This window comes from Ruegeria sp. CDSA241 (assembly GCF_059611265.1).
In genome coordinates, this window is sequence record NZ_JBXWPF010000011.1 from 84,450 (window position 1) to 99,941 (window position 15,492).

General features: G+C 54.9%; 10 protein-coding genes. 9 read left to right on the forward strand and 1 reads right to left on the reverse strand.

Annotated features, from left to right (window positions below):
- Position 1 precedes the first annotated feature (1 nt).
- From AC2FJV_RS11835 to AC2FJV_RS11875, 9 genes are all read left to right on the forward strand, one after another.
- The gene (locus AC2FJV_RS11835) at positions 2-2,218 is read left to right on the forward strand and encodes an NADP-dependent isocitrate dehydrogenase (RefSeq protein WP_496689400.1); all 2,217 of its coding nucleotides are present in this window, start codon (positions 2-4) and stop codon (positions 2,216-2,218) included.
- Positions 2,219-2,822: 604 nt separating this feature from the next.
- Positions 2,823-4,145 carry an alginate O-acetyltransferase AlgX-related protein gene (locus AC2FJV_RS11840; protein WP_496713808.1) on the forward strand — a complete coding sequence of 441 codons (1,323 nt, stop codon included), beginning with the start codon at positions 2,823-2,825 and terminating at the stop codon, positions 4,143-4,145.
- A gap of 54 nt (positions 4,146-4,199) precedes the next feature.
- On the forward strand, positions 4,200-5,765 hold the full coding sequence (locus tag AC2FJV_RS11845) for a carbamoyltransferase C-terminal domain-containing protein (protein WP_496693734.1): 1,566 nt from the start codon (positions 4,200-4,202) through the stop codon (positions 5,763-5,765).
- Between the two features lie 290 nt (positions 5,766-6,055).
- Positions 6,056-7,912, forward strand: coding sequence for a GumC family protein (locus AC2FJV_RS11850; protein ID WP_496689394.1), 1,857 nt, complete (start codon positions 6,056-6,058; stop codon positions 7,910-7,912).
- A 173-nt stretch (positions 7,913-8,085) separates the two neighbouring features.
- On the forward strand, positions 8,086-9,432 hold the full coding sequence (locus AC2FJV_RS11855) for a lipopolysaccharide biosynthesis protein (RefSeq protein WP_496689392.1): 1,347 nt from the start codon (positions 8,086-8,088) through the stop codon (positions 9,430-9,432).
- Positions 9,433-9,503: 71 nt separating this feature from the next.
- Positions 9,504-10,706, forward strand: a complete 1,203-nt coding sequence (locus AC2FJV_RS11860) for an O-antigen ligase family protein (protein ID WP_496713809.1) — start codon at positions 9,504-9,506, stop codon at positions 10,704-10,706.
- Complete coding sequence (locus tag AC2FJV_RS11865) at positions 10,703-11,914, forward strand: polysaccharide biosynthesis/export family protein (RefSeq protein ID WP_496693735.1); 1,212 nt, start codon at positions 10,703-10,705, stop codon at positions 11,912-11,914. The genes AC2FJV_RS11860 and AC2FJV_RS11865 overlap by 4 nt, the downstream gene beginning before the upstream one ends.
- Positions 11,915-11,989: 75 nt before the next feature.
- A complete protein-coding gene (locus AC2FJV_RS11870; RefSeq protein ID WP_496693736.1) occupies positions 11,990-13,153 on the forward strand; it encodes a glycosyltransferase family 4 protein in 1,164 nt (387 codons plus the stop codon).
- Between the two features lie 33 nt (positions 13,154-13,186).
- A complete protein-coding gene (locus AC2FJV_RS11875; protein WP_496677161.1) occupies positions 13,187-14,023 on the forward strand; it encodes a sulfotransferase family protein in 837 nt (278 codons plus the stop codon).
- 24 nt (positions 14,024-14,047) lie between these two features.
- On the opposite strand, the gene AC2FJV_RS11880 is transcribed toward AC2FJV_RS11875, so the two are convergent.
- Positions 14,048-15,280 (reverse strand): glycosyltransferase family 4 protein, encoded by a 1,233-nt coding sequence (locus AC2FJV_RS11880; RefSeq protein WP_496689384.1) that lies wholly within the window; start codon positions 15,278-15,280, stop codon positions 14,048-14,050.
- Positions 15,281-15,492 lie beyond the last annotated feature (212 nt).

Below are 15,492 nucleotides of genomic sequence, written 5' to 3' on the forward strand. Positions count from 1 at the left end.
TATGGCAGATAAATCGAACTTCGACATATTGTATACCATTGTAGACGAAGCGCCCGAGCTGGCCAGCGCCTCATTCCTGCCCATCATTCGAAAGTTTGCATCCGCCGCCGGTGTCAGCGTCGGAACCAAGGATATTTCACTTGCTGGGCGGATTATTTCGACCTTCCCCGAAAAGCTGACAGATGCGCAGCGCATCACCGATGATCTGGCCGCATTGGGTGAGTTGGTGAAGACACCCGATGCCAATGTGATCAAGCTGCCCAACATCTCGGCCTCGGTGCCGCAGCTGGTGGCCGCCGTCGAAGAGCTGCAAGCACAGGGTTATGACATCCCGAGCTATCCCGAAGAACCTGCGACTGACGAAGAAAAAGCGATCCGCGCGCGGTATGATGCCATCAAGGGTTCGGCTGTGAACCCGGTTCTGCGCGAAGGTAACAGCGACCGTCGCGCCGCGCGCGCCGTCAAGAATTATGCCCAGAAGAACCCGCATTCGATGGGTACATGGGCCGCTGACAGCAAGACTAAAGTCTCGTCCATGTCCGGCAATGATTTCTACGCGAACGAGAAATCGGCCACCATTACTGCGGCGCAAGCCGGTGACGCCAAAATCGAATTTGTCGGACAAGACGGCAGTACTACGGTTCTGAAAGACGGTTGGCCGCTGGCCGAGGGCACCGTTGCCGATGCGACCTTCATGTCCGTCAATGCGCTGTCGTCTTTCCTGGCCGAGGCCATCGAAGACACCAAAAAAGACGGCACCATGTTCTCGCTTCACCTGAAGGCCACAATGATGAAGGTCAGCGACCCGATCATCTTCGGCTATGCGGTCAAGGCGTGGCTTGCCCCGGTATTCGAGGCCTATGGCGCTGAATTGGATGCGCTGGGTGTGAACCCGAACTCGGGTCTGGGCGATCTGCTGGAGCGGGTTGCAGGCAACGCCGATATCATGACCGCCATTGACGCGATCAAGGGCGACCGCCCGTCCATGTATATGGTTGACAGCGACAAGGGTATCACCAACCTGCACGTGCCGTCTGATGTGATCATCGACGCCTCGATGCCTGCCGTGATCCGTGCTGGTGGCAAGGGTTGGGACGAAACCGGGTCCAAGGGTGACACCAACTGTGTGATCCCCGACCGCTGCTATGCGTCTATTTATGATGAATCCGTCAAATTCTTCAAAGCCAATGGCGCGCTGAACCCAGCCACCGTCGGAGCTGTGGCCAATGTGGGTCTGATGGCTCAGAAAGCCGAAGAATACGGCAGCCACCCGACAACATTCCAGGCGCCTGCGAATGGAACCATTCGTATCGTTCTGGCAAATGGCGAGACACTGCACGAGCATACGGTTGAAAAGGGCGACATCTGGCGTGCCTGCACCGTGAAGAAGGCTCCGATCGAGAATTGGATTCAACTGGCGCTGGACCGTCAGCGTCTGACCGGATCCGAGGCGATCTTCTGGCTGGACGCAAACCGTGCCCATGATGCCGAACTGATCAAATCCGTCCAACCAACACTGGAAGCTGCTGGCGTGGCGGACAAGTTCCAAATCCTGGCACCGCGTGAGGCGACCCACCAGTCGTTGGAGACCATCACGGCCGGTAACGACAGCATCGCCATCACCGGCAACGTGCTGCGTGACTATCTGACGGACCTGTTCCCGATCCTTGAGTTGGGCACCTCGGCCAAGATGCTGTCGATCGTCAAGCTGATGCAGGGCGGTGGATTGTTCGAAACCGGTGCGGGTGGGTCTGCCCCGAAACACGTGCAGCAACTGGTCGAGGAAAACCACCTGCGCTGGGACTCGATGGGTGAGTTCTGCGCGCTTGGCGAGTCTTTGAATTTCCTGGCCGACAGCAAAGGCAACGCCAAAGCCGGAGTTCTTGGCGCCGCTGCCGAGGCCGCAACGCAGGGTATTCTGGACAACAACAAGTCGCCCAGCCGCAAAGTCGGGCAGCCGGATAACCGAGACAGCCACTACTGGTTCGCGCGCTATTGGGCCGAGGCGCTGGCCGCGCAATCCGATGATGCTGATCTGGCCGCCGAGTTCGCGCCGATTGCTGCAGAGTTGGCCGCGAAAGAACAGCAGATCCTATCCGAACTGGCCAACGCACAAGGGGCAGCGGCAGATCTGGGTGGTTACTATCACACCAACCCGACCAAGACTGCAGCAGTCATGCGCCCGAGCGCGACACTCAATGGTATCATTGACGGGTAATCCAGATGCCCTGTCCTGATTTGGGCAGGGTTCTGAACCTGGCGTGAAAATTAAAAAGGGACCGACCCCCAAAGTCAGTCCCTTTTTGAGCGAGTGGGGAGGCCGAAACCTCTCCGGTGTAGTTGCGTTAACTGTAACAAAACCCTGCTGGCTGGATATTAGGGGTTTCCCGTATATTCATCCGTCTGCTGTGCCGCTGACGATACACCCGCCAAATTCATTGTCCTCCGGCGACGGAAAGGACTATGTCGCCGTACTGAATTCGGGAACAATAGGCCGTACAAGGACGGATTATGCGCGCAATGTGATAGCGCCGTGCGCCCACTAGGCGTTGAAAGAGCGGGTGATTTGCTTTTCGGCATAACGGTGGTAAAAAAATCTGGTTTTTGTTTTGTATTCGAGTGTTGTGTGCTGTGTGTATTTATCCTGTTGTTTTTGAGCGTTTTTCATATTCCAGAGGGTCAGGCGATGCGTCTGCTTCCTGCGCTTTTCAGGCCGCCGCAGAAAAGCTTGCCGATGATACGCAAATCGGTTCAACTGAATTCGCCCGGTTTCGCCGTTAATGACGGCAAATGTCGATATCGGTCGAAAGGGACCAGATGGAATGACTGAAAAAACCCGCAGTTCGCGTTTCGGGTCAATCCTATGTCTGGGCGCCGCTCTCTATTTCTTTGGGGTCGTCGCATACGCGCTGATGAATTCAGCGGAATTTGCCAATGGAACCGCGCGGCTGATCCGGTACATTCTGGCCCCGGGCGCGATTGGGCTGGTGCTGGCCTTGTGCGCGGTCTTCTTGTCGAACGAAGCCAGGCTGACTGTTGGTTTGAGCGCGGTATCGCTTTTGGCGGCTCTGTTTGCATTTGAGGCCTATCTGACCATCAAAATAATCCCCGGACGCCTAGGGCTAGTCGGGTTTGTCGGCGATGAGGTAAGCGTCGAAGAATACAAGGAAAACTTGCCTCCGGGCAGGACAATGAAACATGTAAACGATGCGCTGGATACACAACTGCTCGAATCTGCGTATCTGGCCCCCATGCCGGATGACAAGATGCTATTGTGCTCGGTGTTGGGCGAGCCGGTGACCTACACGCCGGATCGTCTGGGGTTTCGCAATCCACCATCGGTCTATGAAAACGATGTGAGTGTGATGCTGCTGGGTGACTCGTTTTCCGAGGGGTTCTGCCTGAGAGAGGGTGAGCATCTGGCGGATAAGCTGCGTCAGGGCATGCCGAACCTGCTTAACACCGGCCACAGGGGCATTGGCCCGCTGTATCAGCTGGCGATTTTGGGCCGGTACGGGCCAGAGTTCCAGCCCGACCTCACGCTGTTCTCTTTCTTTGCGGGCAATGACTGGCGCAATCTGGAACGAGAGCTTGAAAAGCCATGGTTGAGCGCAGCACTAGACCCGGCTGTAGATTTTGGCCCAATCGAGCATCCGGACCAGTCGGAATTAACCGCACCGGTGATATCCGGATGGTGGGCAGAGACCACTTTATCCTGGGGCGATTACCTGCGGGCGCAACGGGTGTTCAGAAACTTTCTGGCATTGCAGAAAACGGCCGAGATCCTTGGGATTCACTATCCCAAGGCAACTGATGAAAATCCGGTATTTACCGATGTTCTGATGCGGGCAAAACAGATTACATCAGAATGGGATGGTGAGATTGCCATTGTGTATGTGCCGACGGTCAGCCGCTATATGGGTCTGGTCGCCCAGCCCTTTATCCACGACCCGCTGCGAGTATTGGTGAAAGATGCGGCTGCGCAGGCCGGGCTGGACGTGATAGACTTAACGGATGTTATCGAAATGCAAGAGGATCCGGCATCGTATTATGCGCCGGATTCTCATTTCAACGAAGCAGGCGCAGAACTGGCCGCTCGGGCAATTACAGAGGGGCTGCGTCAACGCAATTTGATAGAACAGTAACGAATTGGTGTGTTTTGCCAGGACCGCGCAACAAGCGCGGTAAAGAGGTGTGAAATGAAGATTTTGTCATTCAAGTCGGGGCATGACGGTACGGTTGCGGGTATTGATGCCCAAAACGGTAACCTGCTGTTTTCCTATGAATCCGAGAAAGACAGTTTTCCCCGCAATACGTCAGTCACACCGGATACATTTATCGACTCTGGCCTGTGGTTCCGGGACTTGCCTGATATCCTGGCCCTTAGCGGCTGGTCAACGACCGGAACACAACATGTGACGACCTCGGGGGCAGGGTATTTCGGCATTGGCGAAGATGCTCAGACCGTGGGGAAACGAACGTTTTTTGGCAAAGAGATCGACTATTTCTCATCGACCCATGAAAGGGCACATATCTGGGGCGCTTATGGGATGTCTCCGTTTCGTCAGGGTGAACCTTGTTATGTGTTGGTTTGGGAAGACACGCTTGGCGATTTCTACAAGATTGATGAAGATCTAAAGCTGTCTCATGTTGGTCGGGTGATGACCGGGCCAGGTGCCCGATATTCATTCCTGAGCGCACTGGTTGATCCCGATTATCCCGTGCTTTCGCGTGAACAACGGCGTGAGGATCCCGGGAGGATGATGGCGGCATGTGCCTATGCAGAGCCCGGTTCACATGACGCGGATGAACATGCGCTGATAGATTATCTTTTGTCAGATCAACCATTGGCCGAAATTCTGCGCAAGGATCGGTTGACCGATTCCCCGTTTTTCAATGTCGGAATGCACAGCCAGCAGTTCAGTAATCTTGCACAGAAACTCTCGGATGCGATTTTTTCACGGTTCCTTGCCTTTGCCGAACAGAACCTGACAGAGGGTTATCCGCTGGTGATTGCCGGCGGATGTGGATTGAACTGCGATTGGAACACCAAGTGGCAGAATTGCGGCTTGTTCCGAGATGTATTTGTACCACCTTGCAGCAGTGATTCCGGCTGCGCCATAGGAACTGCGGTTGATGCCATGCGCCACTATACGGGCCAGGCAAAGCTGGATTGGACGGTTTATTCCGGACAGTCCTTTGTGGATGATAAAATCGACAGTAGCGGCATGCGGGTCAGCGAGCTGCGTCTGAACGATGTCGCGGATGCGTTGATGTCCGGTGAGCTCATCGGTTGGGCCAGAGGGAACTGTGAAATCGGTCCGCGCGCATTGGGCAACCGCTCGATTCTGGCGGCCCCGTTCTGGGCCGAAACCCGCGTGCGCCTGAACAGGGCTAAAAACCGCCCGGATACAAGCCCCGTGGCACCGTCTTGCCTTGAGGAAGATGTCAGCCAACATTTTGAATGGGAAAACTCCGCGCCCTATATGTTGCATCTGCAGAAGGTGACCAATCAGAACCTGGCCGCGATCACGCATGTAGACGGGACAGCAAGGGTCCAAACAGTCCGCCGGGATCAGAATGCTTTCTTTTACGACCTGCTGAACGCATTCAAGTCGGCGTCGGGCACGGGTGTATTGTGCAATACATCACTGAACTTTCGCGGAGCGGGGTTCATAAACAAAACCAGTGATCTGCATCACTATGCAAGATCGGCAAAGCTGGACGGCTTTGTCGCAGGAAACACGTTTTACAGGTTTAACTAGTAATATTGGCGCGCTTGCGGTGTCGCCGCACTTTTGGAGGTTAAGTACTTTGTCGTATGAATCAGGTCTGCAAAACTTTGAAAGACGCCGCCTCTTAGCTTCTGCAACAGCAAGGATTCCGGCCTATTGTCTCTTGTGTGGAAACATTGAGCAAATAACGACAAGAAAACTCGGAAAAATGGCCAAGCTGTCCAATCAATAGGATAAGAATTCGTTCGAACATGGGCGCAGCATCAAAGATTTGTATTTCAGGCGACGGTGATCTTGGTCGCTACAAGGGACGATAGAGAATGGATCAAAACCATATCGCAAACCAATTTGGCCAGCAGCGTCTGGATGGCATATGGCGGATGATTTACCGTCATCTGAAGTTGATCCTCGGAGTGACCGCAGCTGTGATCGTCGGCACGTTTATGGTCGTCAATCAACTGGACCCAAGATACAAATCCCGCGCCGAAATCGTTCTCACATCTCTGGATATGCGCGTCCGCGCCGACAGTGTCGAACTTGAATCCTATGAACTGACCCGCACCCTAATTGAAACCGAGATCGACATCCTGCGGTCACGGGAGTTTGCGGCAGAGGTCGCCCTAGCGCTGGACCTGTTCGAGAATGAGGCTTTTGCCGGGGCACAAAATCCCGCAAACCCGCAATCCACATCCGTTATCCGCAATCGTGTAATCGACAATACACTGTCGACATATAACGTACTTCGGCAAGGAGAGAGCCTTGCGATTGAGATCATCTCAACAGCCGAAGACCCGCAGCTGGCAGCCGATATTGCCAATACAGTTGCAGAAACCTTTATCCTTCGCCTGCAGCAGCGGCGGCAGCAGGGACTTTCATCTTCCATTTCTTTTCTTAAGGACCGCGTAAATGAGCTGGGTGACGAACTGACCCGTGACGAACTTCAGATGGCGGCCTTTATTCTTGAAGAAAATCTGGCGGATGAATCCGTGCCGGGTAGGCTTCGGTCGGAACTTGCGCGGCTGAACTCGCAAAAAGATGTGCATGAGATCAACGGAGCCAGCAGCGAAGAGGTCGACAAAATTGCTGACCAGATTGCCGTTGTTGAACAGGCATTGCGCAGCCGGACCGGTTCGGAAATTGCATTGCTGCGGATGGAACGCGCGCTAGAGCTTCTTCGGATCCGGTATCAGACGACGATTGAAAAGCTGAATGATTTCGAAACCCAGCAACAGTTTCTTGGCCAGGCGGTTCAGCAGGTTTCGGTTGCTCATGCGCCGACTTCGGCATTCTGGCCGAATACCAAAGTCGCCGTCGCAGTCAGCGCGATTGTCGGGTTCTCTCTGGCATTTGTGATCGCCCTGTTGATGGAGGGCAGCAACACGCGGATCGTCAACGAAAACCAGATCGAACAGCAAACCGATCTGACCAATCTGGGTTTCCTGCCGGATACGGTGATGGATTCGGACACGGATGGTCAGCAGGAGTTGTTGCGCTTTATCCGTGATCAGGGCCGCTCGCCGTATGTAGAGGCGCTGCGTAGTGTTTTGACGATGTGGTTTAACACAAATGATGACGGCAGCATCGTCATGGTTACCTCTGGTGTTCCTGGAGAAGGCAAGACCGTGGTTGCGGTTTCGCTGGCCCTAGTGGCGGGTACAGATGGGATGCGCGTTCTATTGTTGGATATGGATAACCACCGTTGCCGTGCCTCAAAAACACTGGGTCTTAACGGGGCGGCCCCGGTCGAAATCGAGGACGCGCTGAGCGGTGCCGTGCAACCCAGCCAGATTTATGTCGATGGCGAACGGGTACCGGGGGTTTCGTCGATCAGTCTGAACCTGCGTCCAAAAATATCCCGCAAACAGTTGATGCAGCAACTTGGCGAATACGGGCGCATGTTGCGCAATCAGTACGATCTTGTGTTGGTCGATACGCCGCCGACATTGGTCATTGATGACACGATCCGACTTGGGCCGCTTGTCGACGGTACGTTCTTGGTGGTGCGCTGGGGGCAGACCACCGAAAAAATTCTCAAGGATGCAATCGAAAAGCTGCGGATGAGCAATATCAAGATTTCCGGTACGATCATGAATGGTGTGAACATGCGGAAGCAAAGGCAATATGGGTATGGTGCCTATACATATCATTACTCGGATGAGCCTGGGAAAAGCAGCTGATTACGGTTCGCAGACCCTTGTAGGATTTGTTAGATTGGTGATTGGGTATTGGTTTTTATTTGCGAATATGAGGGCACAGCGCCCGCGACGCTTTTGCGGCGTGGTCCAATGACCGGCAGCCGCCAAGGGGTGGAATTGGCCGGTCGTTTGTGCGGCGGGCGGGTGGGTCAGACATGACCTCTCAGCCCGGCGCAACCTCAATCCCGACTGCTGTGCTTCGGCGTTTACTGCGCAATCTGAAATGGATCTTTTCCTCTCAGATAGCAGTCGCTTTGCTGGGCCTTGTGTTTCTGCCGGTGGCCGCCCGCGCACTTGGGGCCGCAGGCTTGGGGGTAATGGCAATAGGAGAGGCCTATGCGCGGATCGTTTCCCGATTCCTTCATCTTGAGCCCTGGCAGGCGGTGATTAGATATGGAAGCACTGCGCTGGAGGAAGAAGACCGCGAACGATTTCGCCGACTTGTCGGGCTGTCGGTCCTGATTGACGTGGTTGGGGGCGTATTGGCCGCCGGCGCTGCGATCGCATTCGCACCGATCATCGCCGGATGGCTGGGGCTGGATCAGGATCTTGCATGGGTGCTGCCGGTCGCATCGCTGGGAATTCTGGTTTCGCTGAGGCCAACCGGGTTGGCTTTGTTGCGGTCCTTCGACCGGTTCGATCTGTTGGCCAAACTGGATATTTTCGCAGCGTCTGTGCGGATGGTGCTGGGGGTGATTGCCTGGCAACTGGGGTTTGGGCTGCCTGGCTTTGTCGCGATATTTGTTGCTGTCAGCCTTTTAGACGGCGTTCTGGCCTTTGCCGCGGGGCTGCGAGAAATGTCGCGGAATGGCTATGGCCGTCCGATGCTTGGAATAAAACAAACTCTGGGTGAAAATTCCGGGTTTCTGCGCTTTGTTTGGAACAGCAATCTCTCTGTCATCCTGCGTCAGACCACGCAGCGCCTGGACGTGATCATATTGGGTGTTCTGATTTCACCGACGATGGTGGGATATTACCATATCGCGAAACGGTGCGGCGAAGCTGCACTGCGTCTTGGACGACCGCTAAGCCAGGCGATCTATCCCGAGTTCACCCGGTTTGCCGCCCGAAATGAATTTGACCGTTTGCAAAAAATGCTAACGGGTCTCAGCGCCGGGTTCTGGGGGGTAATTGCCCTTGTCTTGATTCCAGTGATCTTGATGCTGGAACCGATCGTTACTGCGATTTTTGGTGTGGATTATGCCCCTGCAGTACCGGTCGTGCGCGTGCAGGCAATCGCGGTAGGTATTTATCTTGGTGGGATACTGCTGAACCCTGCACTGCTGAGTCTGGGGCAAGACCGGGCCTTGGTTCGGATCGGTTTGTTGAACACTATTTTGTTTCTGATCCTCATTGCACCGATGGTTTCTGTTTTGGGCGTGGTCGGTGCCGCAGTGGCGCATATGCTGTGTAATTCCGTTTGGTTAGGGCTGTGTGTGTTACACTTGCGGCGTACATTGCTGAACCCTGCATTACACGGAAAGGAGCAGGTGCGCCCATGAGACCTGCATCGGTCCAATCAGTTTCCTTTGGCAAGCCGACCAATGGAATCGGCTATTTGCCAAGCGTAGACATGGCAGCTCTCTATTTCCTGATGGCGGCTGTAGCCCTGGCGCCGATGAACTATCTCAGAGTGGATTTCGTCTATTTCACCCTCTCGGATTTCTTCTTTGTGCTGGCTGGGTTTGTCATGCTGGCAACTGGCCAGCTGCCGGTTAAGATATTCGGTCCCGCAAGCGGGTTCTGGTACAGTTCGTTCCTGTTTTTCACAGGGGGCCTGACCGTAGGTTCGTTGATCAACGGAGATCCGACCGAGCTGCTGACTGTGTTTGTTCAGTACTTCTTTTCGTTGATCGTGCTGCCAATCCTGATCGGCAATCGAAGCTTTGATCAGATCGTCCTGCTGATGAAGGCATTTATTATTGGAATGGGCATTGTTGTGCTGTTTGGCATCTATGCAATCAACTTCATGGAAGACCCGACACACCGGTTTGTATCCGCCAATGGTCGCATGCTTTCGCTGGTCGAGCGGGCAAATGAATGCGCGCTCATGCTGGCGATGGCCATCGTTTTCCTGCTTAGCCTGATCCTGCAGAAGCAAAGCAGCCGCATCTGGGGGCTGATCGTGCTGCCAATCCTGTTTTACGGCGTCATTCTGACCGGTTCGAATTCTGGTCTGATCGTGACCATAGTGGGGACTGTCGCCATTATCCTCAGCAGCGGGTCCCCGCGTCATGTTGTGATCCTGATCGCCAGCACGTTGATTGCGGTTTTGGTGGTCCTGAACTTTGGTGAGCTTTTCTTGCCCGAGGTCTTTCGCGAACGAGTTCTGAATGCCGTTCTTGCAGGTGACATTAGCCAGGCGGGCACGTTCTCTGACCGGCTATTCCTGCTGCAAGAGGCCTTCGAGGTATCCCGTGGCACTTTGTTGATCGGGCTGGGTGCAAACCAGTACAGCCTGGCCAGCGAACAGGGAATCGTGGTTCATTCGGCCTATTTGCTGACTCTGTCCGAAGGTGGCTTGATTTCTCTGCTCGGTATGGTCGGCTTTATTTTGGCCAGCATATACTTGGCCTGGATGGCCATTTCTGTCGGCCGCTCGCCATCGGTCGGGGCACTGACCATCGTTGCCATGCTGATGTATGTCGTGCTGCTTGCCGGGGCGACGACCTTTTATGCCCGGTTCTGGAACGTACCCTTTGTCCTTGCCATTGCGCTTAGCGTGTCGCGCCTGCCGGTGTTAGGACCAACGAATACACTTAGGAGATTGTCGTGAAATTATTGCAAAAACTGATGCTTTCTGTGATCGCGGCTTCGGCTTGTTTTATCGGTGCGCTTCAGGCCGAGGAATATGTTCTGGCACCGCAGGACAAGATCAATTTGCGTGCGATGCGTTGGGATCCGGTGGTTGCGTCTTTTGTGAACTGGCAAGGCGTTTCCGGTGAATATGCGCTTTCTTCGGGAGGGATGCTGATGGTGCCTCTGGCCGGTCAGGTTCATGCTGAAGGGCGAACGACCGAAGAACTGGTACTGCTGCTGGAAACTCAGATGCGCACTCGCGTGGGGATGGCAGAACCGCCTCATCTGGCGATCGAAGTCATCGGCCATCTGCCTGTATACATATTGGGGGATGTCCAGATTCCAGGCTCGTACCCTTATCGGCCACAACTGACCGCGCAGCAGGCGATGGCGCTTGCGGGCGGGGAATACCGGTTGCCTTTGCAAAATGACGTAGGAACGAACTTTACCGGATTGCGGGTTCAGGGTGAAGTTCAGTTGTACAATGAACAGATTGAAGCTTTGCAAGCCGAACAACGCCGACTGCTGGCTGATCTGTCAACACTGTCTCCGGACGGCGGTGATGCCAAAATTGAACCCCCACAAGGTCTGCAGGGGGAGATTCTGCAAGCGGATCAACAGGCCCGGGAAGGGCAGGGTGAACGCATCATCCAATTACAGGAAACCCTCAAAGATCAGATCGATAGCCTCGAACGGCAGCTGGAATTGCGGGCAAATCAGATCGCGATCACGCGCAATGATCTGGATGATGCTCTGGCACTACAGAAAAAGGGCCTTACGGTCAGTTCGCGCGTGTCATCTCTGTCCAACTCGTTGAACGATCTGGAAAGCAAAAGTGTGGATATCGAGATCGCTCTGGGCTTGGCCCGGCAACAGCTGAACCGCGCGCAACGCGATGAGCTGGAGTTGCTTGATACCGCGCGCTCGAATGCGCTGGTGCGGCTGAATCTGGTGCAGATCGAACTCGAGGATTTGCAGACCCGGCTGGGCACCGCGAAAATCCTGCAGGCCGAGCTGGCAGCGCTTGGCGTTGTTGAAGAGGTTGATGCGGTCGAAGAGATCGTGATCGAATACTCAGTCACCCGCGCGGCCGGAGGAGCCGCAACGGCGATTTCGGGTGACACTGTCTTGTCCCCCGGGGATACGCTTTCGGTTTCTCGAACCTTCGTCACGCAAACACAATAGATTTCAGTTCAATGATTTATGGTTCAGCGCGCGGTCCTGATGTCCGGCGCTGAGCCAAAAAGGCGGCAGGCCAGAATGAAAAAGATACGCGTTTTATTTCCCTTTGCAGGTTGGGCAGATCTGGGCGGCAGTCATGTTTCCGCGCTCAAACTTGCGTCCTGTCTGGACCGGGATCAGTTTGAACCATTGGTCCTTTGCCACAACGAAGCGGGGTCAGTCGGGCAGTATGCACAATCGCTGGGTCTGAATGTCGAAGTTTTGCAGGGCCCCAGGCTTATGGGCCCTCCAAACAACAAAACGGATGCAGATGTTGGCTTTCCGGAATACTGGACCCGGACCTACGGCCAGCTCGTCCGGTTTTTGCGGGACAAAAAGCCAGATATCGTCCACACAAATGAGGGCCGATTGCATGTGAATTGGGTGTTTCCGGCCAGACGGTTGGGGATCAAGCATATCTGGCACCACAGGCAGGATCCGCGCGCGGTAGGCGTTAACTATGTCGCGCCGGTGTTTTCGAACCGTATCCTAAGCGTGTCGTATTTTTCGAAACCCTCGCGTCCGATACGCTCGGTTGACAAAAAGTTTCAAGTCATCCGCAGCCCCTTCGACCTGAGCATTCAGCGCCCGGATCCAGACGCGGCGCGTCGGATGATCCTGAACGAAATTGGTGCGCCGGAAAATGCAGTTCTTCTGGGATATTTTGGCCATCTGGAACCGCGAAAACGGCCGGTTCATTTTGTCCAAAGCCTTGTGGCCATTCAGAAACAGTTTGGGGACAGGCCGGTACATGGCCTGCTGTTTGGCAAAGTACTCAATCCCGATGACGGGTTGGACTCAGGCTCCATGGACGTGGCCCGAGAACAGGGGATGGGCGCGCAGATTCATATGATGGGTTTTCGGCAGGATGTTGAAAAGTGCATGGTCGCCATGGATGCCACCCTTGTGCCGGCCTTGAACGAGCCATTTGGACGCACCTTGATCGAGGCCATGCACCTTGGGCTGCCCGTTGTGGCCACACGGCACGGCGGCAATGTCGAGGCAATCGATCATGGCAAAACCGGTTTTCTGGTAGATCCGCAGGACCCCGAGGCCTTTGTTGAGCCGGTCGTCTCTCTGATTGAGGACCCGAGCCTGAGACAGCAGGTAACACAGGCGGCTTACCAATATGTGCAGGATAATTTTGGGTTGGATAAACACGTGGCCGAAGTGTCCGACGTGTACCGGGAATTGGTATCGTGATCCCGATGCGAATTGTAGGGTTTAGAGGGTAAAATGGGTTTGGCGAACGAGCGAAAAATAGATTTCCTGATTTTTGGTGCTGCAAAATGTGCGACCACCTGGTTGCAGAATTCTTTGACCGCGACACCGCAGATTTTCATGCCGGACCCCGAGCTGCACTATTTCTCGGATCATTATGACCGGGGGGCGGCCTGGTATCGCGATCAATACGAAGGATATTCGGGCCAGAGTATCGTGGGTGAAAAGTGCAATACCTACCTGACACATCCAGAGGCCGCCAAAAGGATCGCCCAGGATCATCCTGATGTCAGGTTGATCCTGCAGATGCGCGATCCGGTTCGCAGGGCTTATTCCGATTACTGTATGCTGTATCGCCGGGGCACTGTCGGGGACGACATTCATCGGTATCTGGACCCCGACAAAGCCGGTGATGAAAGGTTCTTGCACAACGGCAGATATGGCTATCACCTGCGCCGCTTTTACGATCTGTTTCCGACCGATCAGATTTTGTTACTGGCCTATGAAAATACCGTCTCGCAACCGGTGGAAACCTTGCGCCGTGTTGCCGATCACATCGGTTATTCCGGCGTCGTGGAGCCGCCACTAGAAGAGCGGGTCAAAAACAAAAATACGCCAATCGTGCCCTTGCCTCTGAGGCGGGTTCTGGCGCCGCTTCGACCGTTGCTTGACCCGATCCGGCATACGGGGCCGTTAAAGGCCATTCGCAGAGCGGTGGCGCGGCAGGTGGAATACCCTGAATTGCCCGATGCTTTGGCGCAGAAAATGGCCGATTTCTACAGGCCAGACGTTGCCGAGCTTGATGCGATTGATCCGGGTCTCAGCCGCGGGTGGCGCAGTTTCTCGGATTAGACGTCAGCTTAGAATGGGTGTGGATCAGTCGGTGGCAGTCGAGGGCAGCGTGGTATCGCTGTCGATCAGCCCCATTTTCCGTAGCAGGATCGTGTTGATCCGCGCGACGTCAAACTCTTGCTCGGCACGCGCCCGCGCGGCCTGACCCATGGATTCGATTAGGCTCCGGTCTTCAACGAATTTTCTCATCGCATCCGCCAGCCCCTCTGGATTGCGTTTGGGGACGATAAACCCGTTTTCCCCGTCGCTGACCGCATCGGCGCATCCCGGGGCATCGGTCGTAATGACGGCGCGCCCGGTCGACATCGCCTCAAGAATGGCGCGGGGGATGCCCTCGCGATAGACGGTGGGTAGTACGAAGACCGAACATTCCTTGAGAAATGGCCGAACATCCTTGGTTTCGCCTAGATACTCGATATGCCCCAGCTGGCCCCATTCTTCGAGCTGCTGTGCGTTGACCGAGTCCGGGTTGTCATCCAGCGGACCCAAAAGCTGACAGCGCACATCAGGGAATTGTTCCCTAAGCTGCCGGGCGGCTTCGGCATATTCGAACACGCCCTTGTCACGCAGCAAACGTGCGATCATCAGAAACACGGGTGGATCCGTAGGCTGATGGGATTTTGCGTATCTGGCGAGATTGACACCGGAACCGGGCACAATCGACAGCGCGGCCTGAGGTGCCAGCAAACGTCTGCTGCGAAACTCCTCGGCGTCGACCGAGTTGTAAACCAGAACTTCGTCGGCACCTTTCAATCCGATGCGGTAAAGGCCTGTCGCCACCGCTCTCAGCACTTTTCGGCGCAGGGTCAGTTTGGCATCCGCAAATACATAACCTAAACCGGTACACATCGCGAACCGCCGCCGAACGCCGGTCAACCGCGCCGCAAGGCCGCTGAAGATGATCGGCTTCATCGTATAGGCAAAGACGATATCGGGCCGTATTTCCCGGCAGATCCCGATCAGTGTGAACAGGGTGGACAGATCCTGAAATGGATTTAACCCCGCGCGCGCCATGGGGATTTGCCGAAATGTCACGCCGATCTCGGCAAGGGCTGCTTCGGTCGCCGCATCGTTTTCTGGTGCGCAAGCAAGTACGTCTGCGCGTTCAGCAAGCTCTTTCAGCAGGTCATAACGAAAATTGGTCAAAGAGGTCGTAAGATTGCCGACAAACAGAACTTTTGGACGTCCGCCAGTTGTCGAACCTCGTTCGGCAGGTACGGCTTGGGCACCGGAAGCGGTGTCGGGAAAATCACTCATCAAAGAAACATTTCAAACTTTAAAAACCAAGGTTGAGGCGATGCTGATCCATGTCGCCGAAGCTGTCAACGGCGCTGTCACCAAAGCCGATTGTTGCCTATTTTTCACCTCTGACTGTCTGCGGCCTGATTGTTGAAAAATCACGCTGTTAAGTGACCTGGAACCTTGCATAAGCAATCGATTCAGGTCAGGTTTCGCCTGCCGCGGCACAA

Bases quoted from the DNA above. Each gene is read 5' to 3' on its own strand.
- AC2FJV_RS11835 (WP_496689400.1), top strand. From the start codon at position 2: ATGGCAGATAAATCGAACTTCGACATATTGTATACCATTGTAGACGAA.
- AC2FJV_RS11860 (WP_496713809.1), top strand. From the start codon at position 9,504: ATGGCAGCTCTCTATTTCCTGATGGCGGCTGTAGCCCTGGCGCCGATG.
- AC2FJV_RS11875 (WP_496677161.1), top strand. From the start codon at position 13,187: ATGGGTTTGGCGAACGAGCGAAAAATAGATTTCCTGATTTTTGGTGCT.
- AC2FJV_RS11850 (WP_496689394.1), top strand. From the start codon at position 6,056: ATGGATCAAAACCATATCGCAAACCAATTTGGCCAGCAGCGTCTGGAT.
- AC2FJV_RS11840 (WP_496713808.1), top strand. From the start codon at position 2,823: ATGACTGAAAAAACCCGCAGTTCGCGTTTCGGGTCAATCCTATGTCTG.
- AC2FJV_RS11845 (WP_496693734.1), top strand. From the start codon at position 4,200: ATGAAGATTTTGTCATTCAAGTCGGGGCATGACGGTACGGTTGCGGGT.
- AC2FJV_RS11870 (WP_496693736.1), top strand. From the start codon at position 11,990: ATGAAAAAGATACGCGTTTTATTTCCCTTTGCAGGTTGGGCAGATCTG.
- AC2FJV_RS11880 (WP_496689384.1), bottom strand. From the start codon at position 15,280: ATGAGTGATTTTCCCGACACCGCTTCCGGTGCCCAAGCCGTACCTGCC.
- AC2FJV_RS11855 (WP_496689392.1), top strand. From the start codon at position 8,086: ATGACCTCTCAGCCCGGCGCAACCTCAATCCCGACTGCTGTGCTTCGG.